22 protein-coding genes are annotated in these 21,435 nt (G+C 72.5%); 11 read left to right on the top strand and 11 right to left on the bottom strand.

From position 1 onward, the window contains the following. Nucleotides 1-2: 2 nt before the first annotated feature. The 4 genes from J2X49_RS04270 to J2X49_RS04255 all read right to left on the bottom strand — a co-directional run bounded on the left by J2X49_RS04270 (nucleotide 3) and on the right by J2X49_RS04255 (nucleotide 2,908). Nucleotides 3-578: a glucose-6-phosphate isomerase family protein gene (locus J2X49_RS04270; RefSeq protein ID WP_310122972.1), complete on the bottom strand. Its 576-nt coding sequence runs from the start codon at nucleotides 576-578 to the stop codon at nucleotides 3-5. Nucleotides 579-702: 124 nt separating this feature from the next. Next, entirely contained in the window at nucleotides 703-1,518 is an 816-nt protein-coding gene (locus J2X49_RS04265) for a GntR family transcriptional regulator (protein ID WP_310122970.1), read from the bottom strand. Nucleotides 1,519-1,520: 2 nt separating this feature from the next. Beyond that, entirely contained in the window at nucleotides 1,521-1,925 is a 405-nt protein-coding gene (rbsD, locus tag J2X49_RS04260) for a D-ribose pyranase (RefSeq protein ID WP_310122968.1), read from the bottom strand. Beyond that, on the bottom strand, nucleotides 1,925-2,908 hold the full coding sequence (locus J2X49_RS04255) for a ribokinase (protein WP_240671289.1): 984 nt from the start codon (nucleotides 2,906-2,908) through the stop codon (nucleotides 1,925-1,927). Before J2X49_RS04255 ends, rbsD begins: the two co-directional genes overlap by 1 nt. A 115-nt stretch (nucleotides 2,909-3,023) precedes the next feature. Between J2X49_RS04255 and J2X49_RS04250 the strand changes: the two genes are divergently transcribed. Continuing rightward, nucleotides 3,024-3,677: a transaldolase family protein gene (locus J2X49_RS04250; RefSeq protein ID WP_310122962.1), complete on the top strand. Its 654-nt coding sequence runs from the start codon at nucleotides 3,024-3,026 to the stop codon at nucleotides 3,675-3,677. A 6-nt stretch (nucleotides 3,678-3,683) separates the two neighbouring features. Here the strand turns inward: J2X49_RS04250 and J2X49_RS04245 are convergent, their stop codons facing one another. Both J2X49_RS04245 and J2X49_RS04240 read right to left on the bottom strand, forming a co-directional pair. Beyond that, complete coding sequence (locus J2X49_RS04245) at nucleotides 3,684-4,424, bottom strand: SDR family oxidoreductase (protein ID WP_310122958.1); 741 nt, start codon at nucleotides 4,422-4,424, stop codon at nucleotides 3,684-3,686. After that, nucleotides 4,421-5,272, bottom strand: coding sequence for a fumarylacetoacetate hydrolase family protein (locus J2X49_RS04240; protein WP_310122955.1), 852 nt, complete (start codon nucleotides 5,270-5,272; stop codon nucleotides 4,421-4,423). The genes J2X49_RS04245 and J2X49_RS04240 overlap by 4 nt, the downstream gene beginning before the upstream one ends. Nucleotides 5,273-5,420: 148 nt before the next feature. On the opposite strand from J2X49_RS04240, the gene J2X49_RS04235 reads away from it, so the two are divergent. The 4 genes from J2X49_RS04235 to J2X49_RS04220 are packed head-to-tail and all read left to right on the top strand — an operon-like array spanning nucleotide 5,421 to nucleotide 8,950. Continuing rightward, nucleotides 5,421-6,728 carry an L-fuconate dehydratase gene (locus J2X49_RS04235; protein ID WP_310122953.1) on the top strand — a complete coding sequence of 436 codons (1,308 nt, stop codon included), beginning with the start codon at nucleotides 5,421-5,423 and terminating at the stop codon, nucleotides 6,726-6,728. Nucleotides 6,729-6,732: 4 nt separating this feature from the next. Continuing rightward, nucleotides 6,733-7,704, top strand: a complete 972-nt coding sequence (locus tag J2X49_RS04230) for an aldo/keto reductase (RefSeq protein WP_310122951.1) — start codon at nucleotides 6,733-6,735, stop codon at nucleotides 7,702-7,704. Beyond that, nucleotides 7,701-8,534, top strand: coding sequence for an amidohydrolase family protein (locus J2X49_RS04225; RefSeq protein WP_310122946.1), 834 nt, complete (start codon nucleotides 7,701-7,703; stop codon nucleotides 8,532-8,534). The genes J2X49_RS04230 and J2X49_RS04225 overlap by 4 nt, the downstream gene beginning before the upstream one ends. Further along, entirely contained in the window at nucleotides 8,528-8,950 is a 423-nt protein-coding gene (locus tag J2X49_RS04220) for an RbsD/FucU domain-containing protein (RefSeq protein WP_310122943.1), read from the top strand. Before J2X49_RS04225 ends, J2X49_RS04220 begins: the two co-directional genes overlap by 7 nt. A gap of 42 nt (nucleotides 8,951-8,992) precedes the next feature. Here J2X49_RS04220 and J2X49_RS04215 read toward each other — a convergent pair whose 3' ends face one another. The 5 genes from J2X49_RS04215 to J2X49_RS04195 are packed head-to-tail and all read right to left on the bottom strand — an operon-like array spanning nucleotide 8,993 to nucleotide 14,742. Continuing rightward, complete coding sequence (locus J2X49_RS04215; protein WP_146354452.1) at nucleotides 8,993-9,703, bottom strand: FadR/GntR family transcriptional regulator; 711 nt, start codon at nucleotides 9,701-9,703, stop codon at nucleotides 8,993-8,995. A 9-nt stretch (nucleotides 9,704-9,712) separates the two neighbouring features. After that, nucleotides 9,713-11,149 (bottom strand): rhamnulokinase family protein, encoded by a 1,437-nt coding sequence (locus J2X49_RS04210; RefSeq protein ID WP_310122937.1) that lies wholly within the window; start codon nucleotides 11,147-11,149, stop codon nucleotides 9,713-9,715. After that, nucleotides 11,146-13,179 (bottom strand): bifunctional aldolase/short-chain dehydrogenase, encoded by a 2,034-nt coding sequence (locus tag J2X49_RS04205; protein WP_310122934.1) that lies wholly within the window; start codon nucleotides 13,177-13,179, stop codon nucleotides 11,146-11,148. Before J2X49_RS04205 ends, J2X49_RS04210 begins: the two co-directional genes overlap by 4 nt. A 26-nt stretch (nucleotides 13,180-13,205) precedes the next feature. Continuing rightward, entirely contained in the window at nucleotides 13,206-14,366 is a 1,161-nt protein-coding gene (gene rhaI / locus J2X49_RS04200) for an L-rhamnose isomerase (protein ID WP_310122930.1), read from the bottom strand. Nucleotide 14,367: 1 nt separating this feature from the next. Then, nucleotides 14,368-14,742: an L-rhamnose mutarotase gene (locus J2X49_RS04195; protein ID WP_310122928.1), complete on the bottom strand. Its 375-nt coding sequence runs from the start codon at nucleotides 14,740-14,742 to the stop codon at nucleotides 14,368-14,370. A 137-nt stretch (nucleotides 14,743-14,879) separates the two neighbouring features. Here J2X49_RS04195 and J2X49_RS04190 point away from each other — a divergent pair, with 137 nt between their 5' ends. The 6 genes from J2X49_RS04190 to J2X49_RS04165 all read left to right on the top strand — a co-directional run bounded on the left by J2X49_RS04190 (nucleotide 14,880) and on the right by J2X49_RS04165 (nucleotide 21,404). Continuing rightward, nucleotides 14,880-15,761, top strand: a complete 882-nt coding sequence (locus tag J2X49_RS04190) for a DeoR/GlpR family DNA-binding transcription regulator (RefSeq protein WP_192575793.1) — start codon at nucleotides 14,880-14,882, stop codon at nucleotides 15,759-15,761. Next, the gene (locus J2X49_RS04185; RefSeq protein ID WP_310122923.1) at nucleotides 15,758-16,804 is read left to right on the top strand and encodes an autoinducer 2 ABC transporter substrate-binding protein; all 1,047 of its coding nucleotides are present in this window, start codon (nucleotides 15,758-15,760) and stop codon (nucleotides 16,802-16,804) included. Before J2X49_RS04190 ends, J2X49_RS04185 begins: the two co-directional genes overlap by 4 nt. Before the next feature lie 130 nt (nucleotides 16,805-16,934). After that, nucleotides 16,935-18,506 (top strand): sugar ABC transporter ATP-binding protein, encoded by a 1,572-nt coding sequence (locus tag J2X49_RS04180; protein ID WP_310122921.1) that lies wholly within the window; start codon nucleotides 16,935-16,937, stop codon nucleotides 18,504-18,506. Beyond that, a complete protein-coding gene (locus tag J2X49_RS04175) occupies nucleotides 18,503-19,516 on the top strand; it encodes an ABC transporter permease (protein ID WP_310122919.1) in 1,014 nt (337 codons plus the stop codon). The genes J2X49_RS04180 and J2X49_RS04175 overlap by 4 nt, the downstream gene beginning before the upstream one ends. After that, entirely contained in the window at nucleotides 19,513-20,646 is a 1,134-nt protein-coding gene (locus J2X49_RS04170; RefSeq protein WP_310122917.1) for an ABC transporter permease, read from the top strand. Before J2X49_RS04175 ends, J2X49_RS04170 begins: the two co-directional genes overlap by 4 nt. Next, nucleotides 20,643-21,404, top strand: coding sequence for a class II aldolase/adducin family protein (locus J2X49_RS04165; RefSeq protein WP_310122913.1), 762 nt, complete (start codon nucleotides 20,643-20,645; stop codon nucleotides 21,402-21,404). Before J2X49_RS04170 ends, J2X49_RS04165 begins: the two co-directional genes overlap by 4 nt. Nucleotides 21,405-21,435: the final 31 nt, after the last annotated feature.

Raw genomic sequence — 21,435 nt, 5'->3', positions numbered from 1 at the left:
GGTCAGGCGCTGTAGGGGCGCAGCTCGAAGCCGTCGCCGGTGCGGTGGATGCGGTTGCCCATGCCGTGCTCGAGCACCCAGCCGTAGTCGTGGCCGGCGCCGCCCGGGTAGACGGCGAGGAACGAGTAGGGCTCGTCGCCGACGTTGACCGAGCGGTGCGCCCAGCCCGGCGGGATGTAGCCGATGGTGCCGGGCGTCATGTCGAGCCACTCGACGCGGTCGCCGTCGAACATGAGCAGGCCCCCCGTGCCGTGCAGGGCGAGGTAGATCTCGCCCTGGTGGTTCGGGTGCTGGTGGCCCTTCGTCATCCAGCACTCGCCTGCGGTCGTGCCGGGCTCGATGGTCGTGATCGACTGCGGCAGCTCGCGGTCGGCCTCCGGCACGGGCGACGACTGCACGCGGTAGACGACCGGGTCGCCGTCGGCGACGGCAGCCCGCCACGCGTCGTGGTCGGCGAAGAGGCCCTCGAGGTCGCTCATGCGCCGCTCGAGCGTGGGGCCCTCGGGCGAGAGGGTCGCCGCCTCGGCGTCGAACCGGATGGCGAAGGGGCTGATGGGGGGCGTGGCGAAGTCGGGCACGGCGTCTCCTCGGTCGATGGCGCGCTCCGTCGGGCGCGCCACGACTCTACCTGTCATTACAGGTTTGCGCCAGGCGTCCTTGGACCGGCCCTGCGTCCTCGGGCCGGCCCGGCGTCGCCGTGCCTCAGCGCGTGAGGAACACCGGCCCGCGCGCGTCGTCGGCCGTGAGGTGGAACTCGAAGCGGGTGCGGTCGCCGCGGTGCAGCGCCTGGAAGTACTCGATCGGCCGATCCGCCGCGTCGACCATGGCGCTGCGCAGCAGCAGCACGGGCTTGCCGGGGCCGATCCCGAGCAGCTGGCCCTCGCGCGCATCCGTCACCGAGGCCTCGACCGACCGCACGCCGCTCGCGGCGCGGATGCCGCGGTCGGCGAGCAGCGCGTAGAGGGAGCCCTCGGCGAGGTCGGCGCCGAATGCGTGCGCGCCGATGTGCTCGGGCATCCAGGTGGTCGAGAGCGACCAGGGCTCGCCGTCGACGAAGCGTAGCCGCTCGAGCGCCACCACGACGGTGCCGGTGGCGCAGCGCAGCTGCTCGGCGACGCGCTCGTCGGCGGGCTCGCGCTCGAGCCGCAGCACCTCGCTGTGCACGTGGCCGCCGCGCGAGGCGACCTCCTCGAAGAGGCCCGCGAGGCCGCTCGCGAGCGTCTCGGTGGTCTTCTGCGGCGCGACGAAGGTGCCCTTGCCCTTCACGCGCGTGATGATGCCGTCGTGCTCGAGCTGGCCGAGCGCCTGGCGCACGACCGTGCGCGAGACGCCGTAGAGCTCGCACATGCGCAGCTCGCCCGGCAGCAGGTCGCCCGGCTCGAGCCCCTCGTCGGAGATGGTCTCGAGGATCTGCCGGCGCAGCTGGTCGTACATCGGCAGCGCCGAGCGGCGGTCGATCGTGATCGACGGCAGCGAGGCGGTGCTGCGGCGACGTCTCGGGGCGGCGTCGACGGCCATCGTCAGTAGTCGACGCCCGCGATGAGCGCGACGTTGGCGTAGGGCGTGTACTCGCCCGAGCGCACGAATGCGCGTGCGCCGTGCGAGCGGCGCTTGTAGTCGACGTGGGGGATGAGCTGCACGTCGATGCCGAACGGCTCGAGCCGCTCGCGCACCGCCGCGAGCACGTGGGGGCTCGCCTCGGCGACCTCGGCGGGCATCACGGCGCCCTCGACGACGATCTCGGCGAGGATCGTGTCGAGCACGTCGAGGAACGGCGGCTCGCCCTTGCGGTAGGCGAGGTCGACCCGCTCGACGTCCTGCGGGATGGGCAGCCCCGCGTCGGTGACGAAGAGCTCGTCGTAGTGGCCGAGCTCCGAGATGATGCGGCTCAGCTGCGGGTGGATGGTCGTGGCGCTCTTGCGCATCAGGCGTCCTCTCTCGCGGACTCGGTCGCCGGCTCGAGCTGCGACGCGAGCAGCGCGTCGACCTCGGCGGCGGTGGGCAGGCTGGGGGAGGCGCCGCGCTTGGTGACGGCGAGCGCGCCGGCGGCGCCGGCGCGGCGGATGGCCTCGTCGCGCGAGAGCCCGGCGGCGAGCGCGGCGGCGAGGAAGCCCGCGAAGGCGTCGCCCGCCGCGGTCGTGTCGACGACCTCGACACGGATGGGCGCGTGGTCGCTCACGCCGTCGGCGTCGACGAGCACGCTGCCGGCGCCCGCCATCGTGATGAGGGCGGCGCCCACCCCGCGGTCGACGAACCAGCGCCCGGCGGCCACGGCCGCCTCGCGGGAGTCGACGTCGGTGCCGGTGAGCAGCGTCGCCTCGGTCTCGTTGGGCGTGACGAGGTCGACGAGCGGCCAGATCTCGTCGGGCAGCTCGTGCGCGGGCGCGGGATCGAGCACGACGGTGAGGCCGGCCTCGTGCGCGCGGCGGATCGCGTGCATCGTGAGCTGGAAGGGGATCTCGAGCTGCGTGAGCATCACGCGCGTGCTCGGGCCGAGCTCGGCGAAGGCGCGGTCGATCTGCGCCTCGTCGAGGTGCGCGTTCGCGAGCGGCACCATGACGATGTCGTTCTCGCCGCTCGCGTCGACCCGGATGTGGGCGATGCCGGTCTGGTCGGGCACGACGCGCACGTGGCGGATGTCGACGCCCGCGTCGCGCAGCCCCTCGCGCACGAGGTCGCGGAACAGGTCGTCGCCGACGCATCCGACCATCTGGGCATCGGCGCCGGCGCGCCCCGCGGCGACCGCCTGGTTGGCGCCCTTGCCGCCGAGCACGAGCGTGAACGCGTCCCCGAGGAACGTCTCGCCCGGCCGCGGCAGCCGGCTCGAGAAGGTGGTCACATCGGCGGTGATCGAGCCGACCACCAGCACGCCTGCCCGTTCTGCGTCGAGATCCTGCACGTCGGTCACTGCTCCTCGCATCCTCGCGCGATCCTCATTGACGTCCGCGCGCGCCTGTCATTACATTAGCGGCGACCCGTGACGTCCTGCCGGGCACCATCCCCTGCGCTCGTGAGGAGCACCCATGCCCGCGCCCCGCCTGTACGTCGACTCGGCCGACGTCGACGCCGTGTCGCCCCTGCTCTCCGGCTCGCTCGTGCACGGCGTGACGACCAACCCGACGATCCTCGAGCGCGCCGGCCGCACCGTCGCCGACATCCCCGAGCTCTACGCCCGGTGGGCCGGGGAGGGCGCGCGGGAGATCTTCTTCCAGGCGTGGGGCGACGACGAGGCGACCCTCGAGCGGCGCGCCCGCGAGATCCTCGCGCTCGGAGAGCTCGCGGTGGTGAAGGTGCCGGCGACACGCGTCGGCTTCGGCGTCGCGGCCCGGCTCGCGCGCGAGGGCGCGCCCGTGCTGCTGACTGCGGTCTTCACGCCCGCGCAGGCGCTCGCCGCCGCCTCGTGCGGCATCCGCTACATCGCGGCGTACCTGGGGCGGATGCGCGATGCCGGCTTCGACGCGGTCGGCGACATCGCGCGCATGCAGGCCGCGTGCGGCGACTCCGCGACCGAGGTGCTCGCGGCGAGCCTGCGCAGCCCCGACGACATCGTGGCGCTCGCGGAGGCGGGCGTGCCCACCTTCACGGCCGCCCCCGACGTGCTCTGGGCCGCCATCGCGCATGCGGCGACCGACGACGCGGCCGCGGTCTTCGAGGCGTCGCCGTCGCTCGGGTCCTGACGCCGCTCAGTCCTTGCGCAGGCGCAGCTCCTGCATGCCGCCGTCGACGGCGAGGCTGACGCCGGTCGTCGAGCCGGCCCGGGGGCTCGCGAGGTACGCGACGGCGTGCGCGATCTCGGCGGGGGCGACGAGCCGCCCGTGCGGCTGCCGCGCCTCGAGCTGGGCGCGCTCGTGCGCGGGGTCGGGCGCCGCGGCGAGGAGCCGCCCCACCCAGGGCGTGTCGGCGGTGCCGGGGCTGACCGCGTTGACGCGGATGCCCTCGCGCAGGTGGTCGGCGGCCATCGCGCGGGTGAGCGAGAGCACGGCGCCCTTCGATGCGGAGTAGAGGGCGCGCTGCGGGAGGCCCGCAGTCGCGGCGATCGACGACGTGTTGACGATCGCCGCTGCCCTCGAGGCGCGCAGGTGGGGCAGCGCCGCGCGCGTGACGCGCATGATGCCCACGACGTTGACGTCCCACACGCGGTGCCACTCGGCCTCGTCGTTGTCGTCGATCGCGCCTGCCGCGCCGATGCCGGCGTTGTTGATGAGGATGTCGATGCCGCCGAGCTCGTCGGCGACCCGCGCGACCGCCGCGCGCACGGAGGCGTCGTCGGCGATGTCGCACTCGACGCCCAGGTGCGCGTCGCCGGGGCGCAGGTCGAGCACTGCCACGCGCGCGCCGCGGCCGGCGAGCTCGTCGGCGATCGCGGCGCCGATGCCGCTGCCGCCGCCGGTCACGATCGCGACGAGGCCCTCGAACTCGCTCATGCCGAGGCCTCGGCGACCATGCGGTGGCGCTGCGTGCCGATGCCGTCGATCGCCACCTCGACGACGTCGCCGTCGACGAGGTAGGGGAAGCGGCCCGAGAGGGCCACGCCCTCGGGCGTGCCGGTGAGCACGACGTCGCCGGGGTCGAGGCGCATGTAGCGGCTGAGGTCCTGCACGACGGTCGCGGCGTCGAAGATGAGGTCGGCGGTCGAGGAGTCCTGGCGCGGCTCGCCGTTGACGCGGCTCGTGAGGCGCAGGTCGCCCAGGTCGAGCTCGTCGGCGGTGACGAGCTCCGGTCCGAGCGGCGTCGAGCCGGGCGCGCACTTGCCCTTCGACCACTGGCCGCCCGAGACCTCGAGCTGCCACGTGCGCTCGGAAAGGTCGTCGGCGACGGTGGCGCCGGCGATGCACGCGGCCGCCTCCTCCCGCGAGCCGAGGTTCCACGCGGGGCGGCCGATGACGAGCGCGAGCTCGACCTCCCAGTCCATCTTCTGCGCGTGCGCGGCGAGGGGCACGTCGTCGTCAGGCCCCCCGACGGTGTTGGGGTGCTTCAGGAAGATGACGGGCTGCGTCGGCGGCTCGCTGCCCGACTCGGCGGCGTGGGCCGCGTAGTTCATGCCGACGCACACGACGGCACCGGGGCGCGCGACCGGGGCGCCGACGCGCAGGCCGTCGCGGGGCAGCTCCGGCAGCTCGCCGGCCTCCAGCGCGGCGCGGGCGCGATCGAGCCCGTGCTCGAGGAAGGCGCCGTCGATGTCGGCGGCGATCGACCGCAGGTCGTAGGCCCGCTCGTCGACGAGGGCGACGGGCACCTCCTCGCCGGCTGCTCCCAGTCGTGCCAGACGCATGTGCGCTCCTTCCGTCGTCATCGCGCGGTCGGATGCCGAACATCCGAAGTCTCGGAGCGATCCTAGGCGATCGAGCCGCTTGGTGACAGCACTTGCCGTCCAAACATCCGATCTATAGTCTGCAATGGCCAGTCAGAGGAGCCCCGCCATGAGCACGATCGTCAGCGTCGACGTCTCGGACGTCCGTTTCCCCACCTCGCAGAGCCTCGACGGCTCCGACGCGATGAACCCCGATCCCGACTACTCGGCCGCCTACCTCGTGGTGCGCACCGACGCCGACGACGGCCACGAGGGGCACGGCTTCGTCTTCACCATCGGCCGCGGCAACGACGTGCAGCTCGCCGCGATCGGCGCCGTCGCCGAGCACATCGTGGGCCGCGAGGTCGAGCCGCTGCTCGACGACATGGGCGCCGCCTCGGCCGAGCTGATCGGCGACTCGCAGCTGCGCTGGCTCGGCCCCGAGAAGGGCGTCATGCACATGGCGATCGGCGCCGTCGTCAACGCGCTGTGGGACCTCAAGGCCAAGCGCGCCGGCATGCCGCTGTGGCAGCTGCTCGCCCGCATGACCCCCGAGGAGCTCGTCTCGCTCGTCGACTTCCGCTACCTCAGCGACGCGCTCACGCGCGACGAGGCGCTCGCGATCCTGCGCGCCGCCGAGCCCGGGAAGGCCGAGCGCGAGGCGCAGCTGCTCGAGAGCGGCTTCCCGGCCTACACCACCACGCCCGGCTGGCTCGGCTACTCCGACGAGAAGCTCGCGCGGCTGTGCCGCGAGGCGATGGCCGACGGCTTCACCCAGATCAAGCTCAAGGTCGGCGCCGACCTCGACGACGACATCCGCCGCTTCCGCATCGCGCGCGAGGTGTGCGGGCCCGACTTCCCGATCGCGATCGACGCGAACCAGCGCTGGGACGTGCAGGCGGCGATCGACTGGGTGCAGGCGCTCGCCGAGTTCCGGCCCCACTGGGTCGAGGAGCCGACGAGCCCCGACGACGTGCTCGGCCACGCGGCCATCGCCCGCGGCATCGCGCCCATCCCGGTCGCGACCGGCGAGCACGTGCAGAACCGCGTCGTCTTCAAGCAGCTCATGCAGGCCGACGCCATCAGCTACGTGCAGATCGACGCGACCCGCGTCGGCGGCGTGAACGAGAACGTCGCGATCCTGCTGCTCGCGGCCAAGTTCGGGCTGCCCGTCTGCCCGCACGCGGGCGGCGTGGGCCTGTGCGAGGCCGTGCAGCACCTGTCGATGCTCGACTTCATCGCCGTCTCCGGCACGCGCGAGGGCCGGGTGATCGAGTTCGTCGACCACCTGCACGAGCACTTCGTCACGCCCACCGTCATCGAGGGCGGCGCCTACCGCGCGCCGCTCACACCGGGTGCCGGCACCGAGATGCTCGCCGAGTCGGTGCGCGACTACACGTGGACGGGTGCGCACCGAGTCGCGACTGCGGCAGGGTAGGGGCATGTCGATCCTGGCCGACCACCCGCTCGCCTTCGGCGCCGCCACGGTCGGCAACCTCTACCGCGCGCTCAGCGACGCCGACGCGGAGGCGACCCTCCAGGCGGCGTGGGACGCGGGCATCCGCCACTTCGACACGGCGCCGCACTACGGGCTCGGCCTGTCGGAGCGGCGCCTCGGCGCCTTCCTGCGCTCGAAGCCGCGCGACGAGTTCATCGTCTCGACGAAGGTCGGCCGGCTGCTCGAGCCCGTGCCGGGCGGCGCCGACGGCGACGACATGGCGCACGACTTCGCGGTGCCGCGCACGCACGAGCGCCGCTACGACGCCTCCGAGGCGGGCGTGCGCCGCAGCCTCGACGAGTCGCTCGAGCGGCTCGGCCTCGACCGCGTCGACGTGCTCTACCTCCACGACCCCGACGTGGCGCCCGAGGGCGAGCGGGCGGCGCTCGACGCCGGGCTGGCCGCGCTCGCGGCGCTGCGGCGCGAGGGCATGGCGGATGCGGTGGGCATCGGCTCGAAGTCGCTCACCGCCCTCGAGGCGGCCGCCACGAGCGGGCTCGCCGACGTGCTGATGGTCTCGAGCCGCATCACCCTGCTCGACCACTCCGCGTTCGAGCGGGTCGTGCCCGCCTGCGCGGCGCACGGCGTGGAGTCGATCGCCGTGTCGATCTTCAACTCCGGCCTGCTCGCGAAGCCGCGGCCCGCATCCGACGCCCGCTACGACTACGGCGCCGCCGACCGCGAGCTGCTCTCGCGCGCGCACGCGATCGCCGACGTGTGCGAGGCGCACGGCGTCGACCTGCCGACGGCGGCGATCGCCTTCCCGCTGCGGATGCCGACGGTGGTCGCGCGCGCCGTGAGCGCGAGCCGCCCCGCCCAGATGGCCGAGACCGGCGCGCGCGCCGCGACCCCCGTGCCGGATGCGGTGTGGGCCGAGCTCGCCGACGCGGGCCTCATCCCCGCGGAGTGCGCGTGAGGATCGACGCGCACCTGCACCTCTGGCCGTCGGTCGAGGGCTACGGGTGGCTCGACGCATCGCTCGCGCCCATCGACCGCGGCTTCGACGCCGCGGAGGGCCGGGCGGCGATCGGCGCCGCCGGCTTCGACGCCGCGGTGCTCGTGCAGGCGGCCGACACCGACGCCGACACCGAGCACCTGCTCGCGCTCGCGGAGGCGCACGACTGGATCGCGGGCGCCGTCGGCTGGGTGCCGCTCGAGGACCCGGAGCGCGCGCGGGAGCGGCTCGAGCAGCTGCGCGGCCGCCCGCTCGTCGGCGTGCGCGCGCTCATCCACGACCAGCCCGACCCGCTCCTGCTCGACCGGCCCGAGGTGCGGCGCACGCTCGCGCTGCTCGCCGAGCGAGGGCTGCCGCTCGACGTGCCCGACGCCTGGCCGCACCAGCTCGCCGCCGCGACCCGCGCCGCCGTCGAGGTCGACGGGCTCGTCGTCGTGCTCGACCACCTCGGCAAGCCGCCGGTCGACGCCGGCGCGCGCGACGCCTGGCGCGCCGGGGTCGAGGCCTTCGCGGCCGTGCCGACGACGGTCGCCAAGGTCTCCGGCCTGCACCACGCGGGCCGCGGCCTGCCGGCGGATGTGTTCGCCGACGCCTGGCGGACGGCGCTCGACGCGTTCGGGCCGGGGCGGATGCTGCTGGGCTCCGACTGGCCGATGCCGCTGCTCGGCGACGGGCTGGGCCCGCTCATGGCGCCGATCGACGCGGCGCTCTCGGCGCTGTCGGAGGACGAGCGCCGCGCGATCGAGGCGGGGACGGCCCGCCGCGTGTACCGACTGGAGGAACCATGCTGAACGGGATCGATCCGCTGCTCGACGGCGAGCTGCTGCGCCTGCTCGACCACATGGGGCACGGCGACAGCGTGCTCATCGCCGACGCCCACTACCCCTCGTACGCCGCCGGCCAGCCGGTCGTGACGGTGCAGGCATCCGCCCCGCGGGTGCTCGAGGCCATCCGCTCGGTCGTGCCGTACGACGAGTACGAGGGGCCGTCGGTGCTGCTCATGGAGGCGGAGCCGGGTGAGGGCGTCGAGGTGGGCGCGGAGCTGCGCACTGCCGCGCGCTGCCCGGAGGGGCGCCTCGCCCAGGTCGAGCGCTTCGCCTTCTACGACCTCGCGCGGAGCGCGTTCTGCGTCGTGCGCACGGCCGAGGCGCGCAAGTACGGCAACGCGCTGCTGCGGAAGGGCGTCGTCGGCTTCGGCGGCGACTGACGCCCGAAGGCGCGGCGGGCTGCGCCTCGACGGCGCGGCCCGCTACGCCTCGTCGGCCTGCGCGAGCGCCTCGCTCTCGCGCTCGGCGGCGTCGTGCAGCCAGTGCTCGACGCCGGCGATGTGCACGATCATCGCCGCGCGGGCCACATCGGCGTCGCCGGCGGCGATCGCGTCGAGGATGCGCTCGTGCTCCTGCAGCGTGCGCGGCACCGCGTTGTCCTGCGTGAGAGCGCGCCACACGCGCGCCCGGGCGGTCTGGCTCGAGATCGTCTCGAGCAGGCTGACGAGGTAGTCGTTGCCCGTCGCGGCCGCGATCATCCGATGGAAGGCGACGTCGTGCTCGACGAGCTCGTCGCTCGGGGTCTCGCCGTGCACGGCCGTGAGGTGCTCGCGCATCGCGGCGACCTGCTCGGGCGTCGCCCGGCGCGCGGCGAGGGCGGCGGAGGCGGGCTCGACGATGCGCCGCACCTCGAAGACCTCGAGCACGGCGTGCGACTCGTGGAAGTCGAGCACGAACGACATCGCCTCGAGCAGCAGGCTCGGCTGCAGGCTCGTCACATAGGTGCCGTCGCCGCGACGCACGTCGAGGATGCGCATCGCCTCGAGCGCCTTCACCGCCTCGCGCATCGACGAGCGCGAGAGGCCGAGCCGCTCGGCGAGCTCCTGCTCCGGGGGCAGCCGGTCGCCGGGGCGCAGCTCGCCCTGTTGGATCATCTGCTTGATCTTGCTGATCGCGTCGTCCGTCACCGCCATGAGCCCACCCTATGAAAGATCCGACCTCTGCGGGATGCCGGTCCGCGGGAGGTAGGTCGTGAGCGTCTGCGTCGCCCGGACGAGCGATCGCAGCTCCTCGAGCGATGCCGGTGCCGCCCCCAGCGCGCGGGCCTGCACGAGCACACTGCCGATCGCGGTGGCCTCGACGGGGCCGGCGACGACCGGCAGGCCGGTGCGGTCCGCGGTGAGCTGGCACAGCAGCGCGTTCCGGGAGCCGCCGCCGACCACGTGCACGCGCTCGATCCCCTGACCGCTGATGCGGGCGGCGTCGCGGAGCGTCACGGCGTAGCCCTCGGCGAGCGACTCCAGGATGGATCGCACCACCTCCGCCCGCCCGCGCGGCGGGCGCTGGCCGCGCTCCTCGAACCAAGCGCGGATGCGCTCCGGCATGTCACCCGGGGGGTAGAACGCCGCATCGGTCGGATCGAACACCGGCACCGGCCAGTCCACGGAGGCGGCCGCATCGAGCAGCTCCGGCAGCCCCATCCGATCGCCGGCTGCCTGCCAGGTGCGCACCGACTCGCTGAGGATCCACAGCCCCATGACGTTCTTGAGGAACCGGGTGCGTCCGTCCACGCCGCCCTCGTTGGTGAACGACGCATCGAGCGCCTCCGCGGTCGCGATGGGCGCGGGTGTCTCGATGCCGACCAGCGACCACGTGCCGCTCGAGATGTACGCGCCGCCGGGCTCCATCGGCACGGCCACGACAGCGGATGCGGTGTCGTGGGAGCCGATGGCGAGCACGTCGGGCGCGCCATCGATGCCGAAGTGCGCTCGGGTGATGGCGTCGATGGGGCCGATGCGCGTGCCGGGGTCGACCACCTCCGGCAGCAGGGAGGCGGGGATGCCCAGCCGTGCCATGAGGTCGAGGTCCCAGGTGTCGTCGAGCCGGAGCAGCCCGGTGGTGGAGGCGTTCGTTCGCTCCGTGAACATCCGACCGGTCATCCAGTATCCGAACAGGTCCGGCAGCATCAGCAGCCGGTCGGCGACCTCCAGGAGGCCGCGCTCGCGGTCGACCATGAGCTGATTGATGGTGGTGAACGGCATGCGCTGCAGCCCGCAGCGGGCGTAGAGCTCCGGCTGCGCGATGACGGCGTCGACGAGCTCGAGACCACGGGCCGTGCGGTCGTCGCGATACGAGTACGGGATGCCCAGCAGGCTGCCCCGTCTCAGGAGGCCGTAGTCGACCGCCCACGAGTCGACCGCCACCGAGGCGAGCGGGGCACCGTGCGAGGCGGTCGCCACGCCGCGCAGCGCCTCGTCGTACAGGGCGAGCACGCTCCAGTGGAGTCCGTCCCCGATGCGCACCGGTCGGTTCTCGAAGCGGGCGACCTCGTCGAGTCGCAGCGTGCCCGGGCCGACCTCGGCGCGCACCACGCGGCCGCTCGTGGCGCCGAGGTCGATCGCGGCGACCGTCGCCGTCATCGCAGGAACGCCGCCGCGACGCCGGAGTCGACCGGTACGTGCAGACCGGTGGTGTGGCTGAGGTCGGGACCCGTCAGCACCGATACGGCGTTGGCCACGTGCTCGGGGAGCACCTCGAGGCCCAGCAGGGTCCGGCCCGCGTAGTACTTGCCGAGCTCCTCCTCCTTGACGCCGTAGACCTCAGCGCGGGAGGCGCCCCAACCGCCGGCGAAGATGCCCGATCCGCGCACCACGCCGTCCGGGTTGATGCCGTTGACCCGCACGCCGTGCTGCCCGAGCTCGGCCGCGAGCAGCCGCACCTGGTGCGCCTGATCGGCCTTCGTCGCCGAGTAGGCGATGTTGTTCGGGCCTGCGAAGACGGCGTTCTTGGAGGAGATGTAGACGATGTCGCCGCCCATGCCCTGGTCGATCAGCGCGCGGGCGGCGGCGCGTGCCACGAGGAACGAGCCCTTCGACATCACGTCGTGCTGCAGGTCCCAGTCGGCCTCGGTGGTCTCCAGCAGCGAACGCGAGAGCGAGAGCCCGGCGTTGTTGACGACCAGGTCGACACCGCCGAAGGCCAGCAGCGTCGCGTCGACGGCCGACTGCACGTCGTTGGCCTTCGTCACATCGCACTGCACGCCGATGGCGACGTCGCTGGAGCCGAGCTCGGCGGCGGCGGCCTGGGCCTTGGCCAGGTCGAGGTCAGCGATCACGACGGATGCGCCGTCCGCCGCGAGCCGGGTGGCGATCGCCTTGCCGATGCCGGATGCGGCACCGGTGACGAGTGCGACGCGGCCGGCATGCGAGCGCGCCTTCGGCATCCGCTGCAGCTTGGCCTCCTCGAGCGCCCAGTACTCGATGCGGAACTTCTCGGCGTCGGAGATGGGCTGGTACGCAGAGAGCGCCTCGGCGCCGCGCATCGCGTTGATGGCGTTGATCGCGAACTCGCCGGCGACGCGAGCGGTCTGGGCGTCCTTGCCGTAGGAGAACATCCCGACGCCCGGCACGAGCACGATCGCCGGATCGGCGCCGCGCATGGCGGGCGAGTCGGCGCTCGCGTGACGCTCGTAGTACGCGGTGTAGTCGGCGCGGTACTCGGCGTGCAGCTCGGCCAGCCTCGCGCGCACCTCGTCGATCGGCGCGTCACCGGGGAGGTCGAGCACCATCGGCTTCACCTTGGTGCGCAGGAAGTGGTCGGGGCACGAGGAGCCGAGCGCGGCCAGCCGAGCGTGCTCGCTGCGGGAGAGGAAGTCGAGGACGACCTCGTCGTCGCTGAAGCGGCCGACCATCGGGCGATCGGTGGAGGCGAGCCCGCGGAGCTGCGCGGCGATCTCGGCAGCGCGAGCGCGTCGTGCCCCGGGCTCGAGTGGGCCGAAGCCCGGCAGCGGCGCACCCAGCGGCTCGGGCTTGCCGTGCTCGGCGATGTACGCCTCGGCCGTGCGGATAATCCACAGCGAGCGCTCCTCGCACTCCGCGCTCGTCGCGCCCCACGCCGTGATGCCGTGCCCTCCGAGGATGCAGCCGACGGCCTGCGGGTTGGCCCGCTGGATCTCGCGGATGTCGAGACCGAGCTGGAAGCCGGGCCGCCGCCACGGCACCCAGACGACGCGATCGCCGAAGATCTGTCGGGTGAGCGCCTCGCCGTCGGCGGCGGTCGCGATCGCGATGCCGGCGTCGGGGTGCAGGTGGTCGACATGGGGCAGCTCGACCAGGGCATGCATCGCGGTGTCGATCGACGGCGCCGCGCCGCCCTTGCCGTGCAGGCAGTAGTCCAGGGCCGCGACCATCTCATCCTCGCGCTCGACCCCCGGATAGACCGCCTCGAGTCCACGCACCCGGTCGAGCCGCAGTGCCGCGAGGCCCGCGGGCGTGAGCGTTCCGAGGTCGCCACCCGAGCCCTTCACCCACACCAGCTCGACCGGACGCCCAGTGGCGGGGTCGGTGTCGCTGCCCTTCGCGGACGTGTTGCCGCCCGCGAAGTTGGTGTTGCGGGGGTCGGCCCCGAGTCGGTTGCTGCGCGAGATGAGATCGCTGACTGCCTGGTCCATGCTTGCTCCGTGATCCGTCGTCGCGCTCATGCGCCCCAGCCTGCCTGCGTGCCGCCGACCCGCTCGTCGGCGATGCGCTCCAGGTAGCCCGAGGCCAGGAAGGCCCGCATCGGGTCCTCGGGGAGCCCCTTGGCCGCGCGGTGCTCGGCCAGCAGCGGCCGCACATCAGTCGCGAAGGCGTCCATCATGATCTCGTTGGCGAGCAGCACGTCGCAGTCGCGCCGGGCGACGGCGAGCGCCTCGTCGTCGAGCGACAGCGCCTTCGCGACGGCCTCCTGCACGTTGAGCACGCTGCGGATCTGGCCAGGAACCTTCGCCTCGATGTTGTGGCACTGGTCGAGCACGAGCTGCACATCGGGATCGCCGTAGCCTCCGCCGGCGATCAGCTCGACCACGATCCTGAACAGCTGGAAGGGGTCGGCTGCGCCGACGATGAGATCGTCGTCGGCGTAGAAGCGCGAGTTGAAGTCGAAGGCACCGAGCTTCCCCAGGCGCAGCAGCTGCGCGACGATGAACTCGATGTTCGTCCCCGGCGCGTGGTGCCCCGTGTCGAGGACCACCTTCGCGCGCTCCCCGAGCGCGACGCAGTGCACGTAGCTCGTGCCCCAGTCGGGGATGTCGGTGTGGTAGAACGCCGGCTCGAAGAACTTGTACTCGAGCACCATGCGGTGCTCCGCGTCGATGTGTGCGTAGATCTCGGAGAGCGACTCGGCGAGCCGGTCCTGCCGCTCGCGGATCGAGTCCTGACCGGGGTAGTTGGTGCCGTCGGCGAGCCACACCTTGAGGTCCCGGGAACCGGTCGCGTGCATCACCTCGATGCATTCGAGGTGATGGTCGACGGCCTTGCGGCGGATGCGGGGGTCGGGGTGGGCGAGCGAGCCGAACTTGAAGTCGTCGTCCTGGAACGTGTTGGAGTTCACCGTCCCGAGCTGCACGCCGAGATCCTCGGCGTGGCGGCGCAGTGCTCCCCAGTCGTCGACCCGGTCCCACGGGTAGTGCAGCGCCACGGTCGGAGCGAGGCCCGTGTAGCGGTGCACCTCGGCGGCGTCGGCGAGCTTCTCGAACGGGTCCCGCGGAGTGCCAGGGGTGCCGAACACGCGGAAGCGCGTCCCGGAGTTGCCGAAGGCCCAGCTGGGCACCTCGATGCGCAACCTGTCGAGCTCCTCGGGGGTGGGGGTGACTGCCATGTCAGCTCCTCTGCTGGTCGAGCGCCTCGAGCTGGGCGTCGAGGTCGAAGGCGAGCGGGATGAGCTCGAAGGATCGGTCAGCCGGCTGCTCGAGGCCGTCGAAGAAGGGCTGCATCTCCGACTGCCATCGTGCGTTGACCTCGAGCGCCCCCATGCCCGCGAGGGATGCGTCGAGGTCGGCAGTGCGGAAGGTGCCGATGCACGTGCCGTCGTCCGCGACGAAGATCCGGTAGTCGTGCCAGCCGGTGGCGGCGAGTGCTCGCAGCATCTCGGGCCATACGGAGGCGTGGCGCTCGCGGTAGGCGGGGACGAGGTCGGACCGCACCCGGAGCCGGAAGCACACGGGGGAGAGGAACGCTTCGGGCGTGGTGGTCATCGCTCGCTCCTGTCCTCGTCGACATCGCAGCGTTCGGCCGCATGGGTGCTCGTGCGAGTCAGCATGCCGCGTCATGCTTTCGAACGCAAGCGGAAATGTTGCGATTTGGTATCGCTCACTTGCGGAACAGGTTTCGCGTGCGTACTGTCACCACCATCACCGACAAGGGAGACGCTGTGGTCAGTCGTGAGGCGCGCATCCTCGATGCGCTCGGAGCCGAGGGATCCGTGCTCGTCGCCGACCTCGCCCGCGACCTCGGTGTCTCGGAGGTGACGATCCGCAAGGACCTCGACGCGCTCGAGCGCCGGCAGCTGCTGCGCCGGACGCGCGGCGGAGCCGTGCTCCCAGAGCGCGGAGACGAAGGCGCGTTCCAGGACCGCATGCGGCGCGAGTCCGCGGCGAAGCGCGCCATCGCTGCGGAGGCCGCCAGGCTCGTGGTCGACGGCGACGTCATCGCGCTCGACACCTCGAGCACGGCCCACCACCTCGCGCTCGAGCTGCTCCACCGGCATGGCCTGGTGGTCATCACCCAGTCGCTGCCGACAGCGATGGTGCTCCTCGAGCGCTCCGACGCACGCGTCGTCATGCCCGGCGGAACCCTGCGTCGGGAGAGCGCTGGTCTTGTCGGGCCCATCACCGACGCCCTCGTCGGCCGAGGACGCATCGACAAGGCCTTCGTGGGCGTCGTCGGCCTCTCGCCGGAGCGCGGGCTGCTCGAGCTCGCCACGGACGAGACCGTCTCCAAGCAGGCTCTGGTGGCCGCGAGCGACGCTGTGCACGGTCTCTTCGACTCCACCAAGACCCGCGGCTTCGCGCTCCACTCGTTCGCGCGGGCCGACCAGGTGACGAGCCTCATCACGGATGCCAATGCATCCGACGACTTCGTCGAGCAGTGGAAGGCCGTCGGCGTGCCCGTCACGCGCGTGCCCCTGCCCGGCCCAGAGACGACCGGCACAGCGTCGGTCCCGGCACGGGCGGGGACCGCCTCCCGTCGCCTCACCCAGAAGGAGCATCGATGAAGATCTCACGCAAGATCGCGGGTGCGCTGGCGCTCTCGGCGGCCGCTGCCGTCGTCCTCGCCGGCTGCACGTCGCGCAACGACCCCGGCCAGACCGCGGAGCCGGGCGCCACCGATGGCGCCAGCACCGAGGACCTCACCATCGCGTTCGTCCCCAAGCTGCAGGGCATCCCCTACTTCGAAGCGATGAACACCGGTGGCCAGCAGGCGGCGGAGGAGCTCGGCTTCGAGTGGCTGTACCAGGGCCCCACCACCGCGGACGCCGCGGCGCAGGCCGACATCGTGCGGTCGTTCATCCAGCAGGGCGTCGACGTGCTGTTCGTCGCCCCGAACGACCCCAACTCGATGGCGCCGCTGCTCGAGGAGGCGCAGGCCGCTGGCATCCACGTCGCCACGACCGACACCGACGCGCCCGACTCTGTGCGCGAGGTCTTCGTCAACCAGGCCTCGGTCGACGGCATCGGTGAGGCGCTGACCGACACGCTGCTCGAGGCGATGGGCGGATCGGGCCAGTACGCGATCGTGTCGTGCGGCGAGACCGCGGCCAACCTCAACGCCTGGATCGAGGTGCAGGAGGCCTACACCGCGTCCGAGTACCCCGATGCCGAGATCGTCGACATCGTCTACGCCGGCGAGGACCAGGCCGCAGCCACCCAGATGGCGACCGACCTCATGAACAGCCACCCCGAGCTCACCGGCCTCGTCGGCGAGTGCACGTCCAGCGCACCGGGCGTGGCGCAGGCCGTCGAGGACGCCGGCCGCACCGGCGAGGTCTTCACCGTCGGCCTCGGCACCCCGCAGTCGATGCTGCCCTACCTCGAGTCGGGCTCGTCGAGCGGCTCCATCCTGTGGGACGTCGAGGCGCTCGGCTACCTCACCGGCTGGGCCGGCGTGCAGCTCGCCACCGACGGCGACCTGGGCGACCTGAGCGGTGTCGACAACGAGGCGCTGGCGGAGGCCGAGTACGACGAGGCCTCCGGCGTCCTGCTGCTCGGCCCGCCGACCGTGTTCACCGCCGAGAACGCGGGTGACTACGACTACTGATCACCCGCTCGGATGAGCGCGGGGCCACGGTCATCGTGGTCCCCGCCGCCGGGGCGCGGCTCGCGCCGCGCCCCGGCACCTCCACCGCATCACCTCCGACCGACCGGCGACGGCGCCCACGAGGAGCACCATGACCGACACCGCCCAGCGGACCGACCCCGCACCCGCGCCCGGGCAGGCACCCCGGCTCGAGATGCGCGACCTCTCGAAGCGCTACGGCGGCGTCCGAGCCATCCGGCACGCGGATCTCACCGTCCAGCCCGGCACCGTCCACGCCCTGGTCGGCGAGAACGGCGCAGGCAAGTCGACGCTCATCAAGATCCTCTCGGGGGCCGAGCACCCCGACACCGGCACGATCTCGATCGACGGCGCTCCCGTCTCGATCGCCTCGACCACCGACGCCATCGCGCTCGGCGTGCAGACCGTGTACCAGGAGCCGCAGCTCTTCCCAGAGTTGACGGTCGCCGAGAACTTCTTCGTCGGCCGCGAGATCACCCGCGGACCCACGATCGACTGGCGGGCGCAGGCGCCGCGCATGCTGGAGCTGCTGGACACGGTCGGCCTCGAGCGCTCGCTCGCGTCGCAGCCGCTCGGCTCGCTGTCGATCGCCAAGCAGCAGCAGGTCTCCATCGCCAAGGCGCTGCTGGAGCAGGCGAGCATCCTCATCCTCGATGAGCCGAGCGCCATCCTGACCGATGCCGAGATCGAGGTGCTCTTCGGTGTGGTCCGAAGGCTGGCCGCCGACGGCGTCTCGATCATCTACATCAGCCACCGGCTCGACGAGCTGTTCCGCATCGCCGACGAGGTGACCATCATGCGAGACGGCGAGACGGTCTCCTCGCAGCCGATCGGCGAGCTCACGGTGCGCGAGATCGCGGAGCGCATGGTGGGCGGCGCGATTGCGGAGGGCGTGCACGAGGTGGGCGAGCACGGCGAGCAGGTGCTCGAGATCGAGCACCTCACGCTCGAGGGCGCGTTCTCCGACGTGTCGTTCAGCGTGAGGGAGGGCGAAGTCGTCGGCCTCTACGGGCTGGTCGGCTCGGGTGCCGCCGAGGTCGGCGAGGTCGTCTACGGGATGCGCCGTGCGACGTCGGGCCGCATGCGCGCGGCCGGCGACGACCGGCATCCCGCGACGCCGGCGGAGGCGAAGCGGCGCGGCATCCGCATGGTCCCCGCCAACCGGTCCTCGCAGGGGTCGTTCTCCTTCCAGCCCATCGCCTTCAACATCACGATCGGCTCGCTGGGCCTGCTCGGCCGGTTCGGCTGGGTCTCGCCCAAGTCCGAGCGCCGCATCTCGGACGACCTCATCCGCCGCCTCGCCGTCAAGACGCCGTCCGGACGGCAGCCGATCGGCGCCATGTCGGGCGGCAACGCCCAGAAGGTCGTGCTCGCCCGCCAGATCGTCGAGCAGCCTCGGCTGCTCGTGCTCGCCGAGCCGACCCAGGGCGTCGATGTCGGAGCCAAGGAGGAGATCCACCGCATCATCGCCGACCTGGCCGAGCGCGGCGCAGCGGTGCTCGTGATCACCACCGACCTCGCCGAGGTGCAGCGCATCGCCGACCGCGTCCTCGTCTTCCGGTCCGGGCGCATCGCCCATGAGTTCCCGCCGACCGCCAGCCAGGCGTCGCTGCTCGCCGCCGCCGCCGGCGCCGAGGACCACGTCGAGGCACCGCGAGACGGCACCGAGGAGGAGTCCCGATGACCACCGACACCGCCGCGCCGGCACGATCCGCGCAGCTGAGCCTCCGGCGCATCCTGCCGCCGATCGTCACGGGGCAGGAGATCGTGCTGCTGGCCGTGCTCGTCGTGCTGTGGGTGGTGCTCGGCATCTTCACGCCTGCCTTCCTGACCCCCGGCTCGATCGGTCCGCTCCTCGTGCAGGTCGCACCGATCGCGCTCATCGGCGTCGGGATGACCTTCGTCATCATCACCGCCGGCATCGACGTCTCCGTGGCAGCCATGATCATGGTCTCGGCCGTCACGACCGCGCGCATGCTCGTCGCGTTCGACATCCCGGCCATCCTGGCGGTGCTCGTCGCCGTCGTCATCGGCTCGGCGCTGGGAGCGCTCAACGGGCTGCTCATCGCCTACGGGCGCGTGCACCCCATCATCATCACGTTCGGCACGGCCAACCTCTTCCAGTGGCTGGGCCTGCGGGTGTTCGACTCCTCGACCGTCAACGGCATCCCGTCGACCCTCGAGTTCTTCGGCCGCGGCGGCGCGGGATCGACCCTGGGGGTGCCGCACTCCTTCGCGATCGCGGTGCTCGCCGTCGCTGTCGCGTGGTGGTTCCTGCGCTACGCGAAGGCCGGACGCAACCTCTACGCGATCGGCGGCAACCAGAACGCCGCGAGGCTCGCCGGGATCAAGGTGCAGCCGCGCCTGGTGTGGGTCTACGTCATCACCGGCGCGCTCGCCGGGCTCGCGGCCTGCATGGTCATCGCCACGGGCACCGCGACGCTCGACCAGTCCGTCGGCTCCGGCAAGGAGCTGCAGGTCATCGCGGCGGTGGTCATCGGCGGCACGTCGATCCTCGGCGGTCGCGGCAGCGTCGTCGGCACCCTGCTGGGCGCCATCCTCGTGCAGACGGTCGTCTCGGGGGTCACGCAGCTCGGCTGGCCGACCCAGCTCGGCTTCCTCTTCGTCGGCATCTTCATCCTGATCGCCGTCGGCACCGACCTCATCCGCGAGCGAACGAGGAGGCGCGCATGACCGCGACCACCACCATCACGCCGCCCGAGCAGCGTCGCGGCCAGGCAGCCCGCGCTCGCGACTGGTTCGCCTCCGGCGGCCTCAAGGACCGCGCGACGCTGCTGCTCGGCCTGATCGTCCTGCTGCTCGTCGTCATGGGGATCCTCGACGGCGTCGGGCTCACGAGCGGCCAGTTCAACAGCGACTACCTCGCGGCGACGCTCATCGCGTACGTGCCGCTCGCGCTGCTCGCACTCGCGGAGCTGTTCGTCATCACCTCGGGGCGCGGCGGCATCGATCTGTCCGTGGGGTCGATGGTCTCGCTCACGGGGATCGTCTTCGCGATGCTCTACCAGCAGGCCGGGCTGCCCCTCGCGGTCGCGGTGGTCCTCGCGGTGCTCTTCGGGGCGCTCCTGGGAGCCATCAACGGGTTCCTCACGGCGTACCTCGGCTACCCGGCGCTCATCACGACGCTCGCCACCTTCTACGCCTATCGATCCATCGCGCTCGTGGTCAGCGAGCAGCGGCCGATCTCGGGGCCGGAGATCTCGCAGTTCTACAACGCGGCCAAGGCCGTCGAGCTGCCGGTGATCGGCGGCACCCTGCCGCTCGTGCCGCTCGGCGTCTTCACGTTCCTGCTCCCCGTCGCGATCGTGGCCTGGTTCGTGCTCAACCGCACGAGCTACGGGCGCAAGCTCTACGCGATCGGCACGAACGACACCGCAGCGCAGTGGGCGGGCATCGACACGCGTCGCACGCGCATGATGGCGTACGTCACAGCGGGCGCCATCGCGGGTCTCGTGGGCGTCTACACGGTCGCCCAGTTCGCGTCGGCCCGGCCGGACGCCGGTACGAGCGGCAGCGGCATGGCGCTGCCGGCGATCACGATCGCCGTGCTCGGAGGCGTGGCCATCACGGGCGGCATCGGCAGGCTCAGCGGCATCCTGCTCGCGGCCCTGCTGATCGTGTGGCTCAATGCATCGATCCTGCTCGTCGTCCCCGGCAACGAGGGCGCCCAGGCCCAGCTCCTCGCGCTCGGCCTCGTGCTGCTCGGAGCATCGCTGCTGTCGAACGCCACCATCCGGCGACGGCAGAGCGGCCTGTCGAAGCCGCTGTCGGTGCCCGGCACAGCGGCGGGGTCGACACGATGAACTCGGTCGCCGACGCGCTGCTCGACCTCGCGCATGCCGTGGGCGCGCCGGCGCGCGAGCTCGCGATCCTGGGCGAGGGCAATGTGTCGGCGATCCTCGACGACGAGCGCATGCTGGTGAAGGCGACGGGCTCGTCGCTCGCCGCCGCCACCCTCGACGACCTGGTGGAGTGCCGCTTCGGGCCGATCTTGGACCTGCTCGACGATGCGGACGCCACCGACGCGCGCGTCGGCGAGGCGCTGCTGGCCGCGCGCGTCGACCAGACCGCGAAGCGGCCCAGCGTCGAAGCGATGCTGCATGCCGTCGTCCTCACCTCCGGCGCGGGCGCGGCGTGCCACACCCATCCGGTGTCGGCGAACGGGCTGCTGTGCTCCGACCGCGCGAGCCTCCTCGCCGCGGGCGCGCTCTTCCCCGACCAGGTGGTCGTGCTCGGCACAGAGGCGCTGCTCGTGCCGTACGTCGACCCGGGTCTCGCCCTCGCGCGGAGGATGCGCGACGACCTGCGGGCCTTCTCAGACCGGCGCGGCGCGCTGCCCAAGGTCGCATACCTGCGGAACCACGGGATCTTCGCGATCGGCGCGAGCCCGGCCGAGTGCCTGCGCATCACCGAGATGGCCGACAAGTTCGCGCGCATCCTCACAGCCGCGCTCGCGGTCGGCGAGCCGGCCTTCCTGCCCGACGACCAGGTGCAGCGCATCGACGGCCGCGATGATGAGCACATCCGGCGCGCCATCCTGGACGGCGCCCCGCACAGCTGACCACCCCATCCACCGAACCCAACCGCAGGAG

It is taken from the genome of Agrococcus sp. BE272, from assembly GCF_031457935.1.
GTDB classification, from domain to species: domain Bacteria; phylum Actinomycetota; class Actinomycetes; order Actinomycetales; family Microbacteriaceae; genus Agrococcus; species Agrococcus sediminis.
The sequence above is the reverse complement of the archived record's forward strand: the minus strand, read 5'-3'. Positions and strand labels throughout refer to the sequence as shown.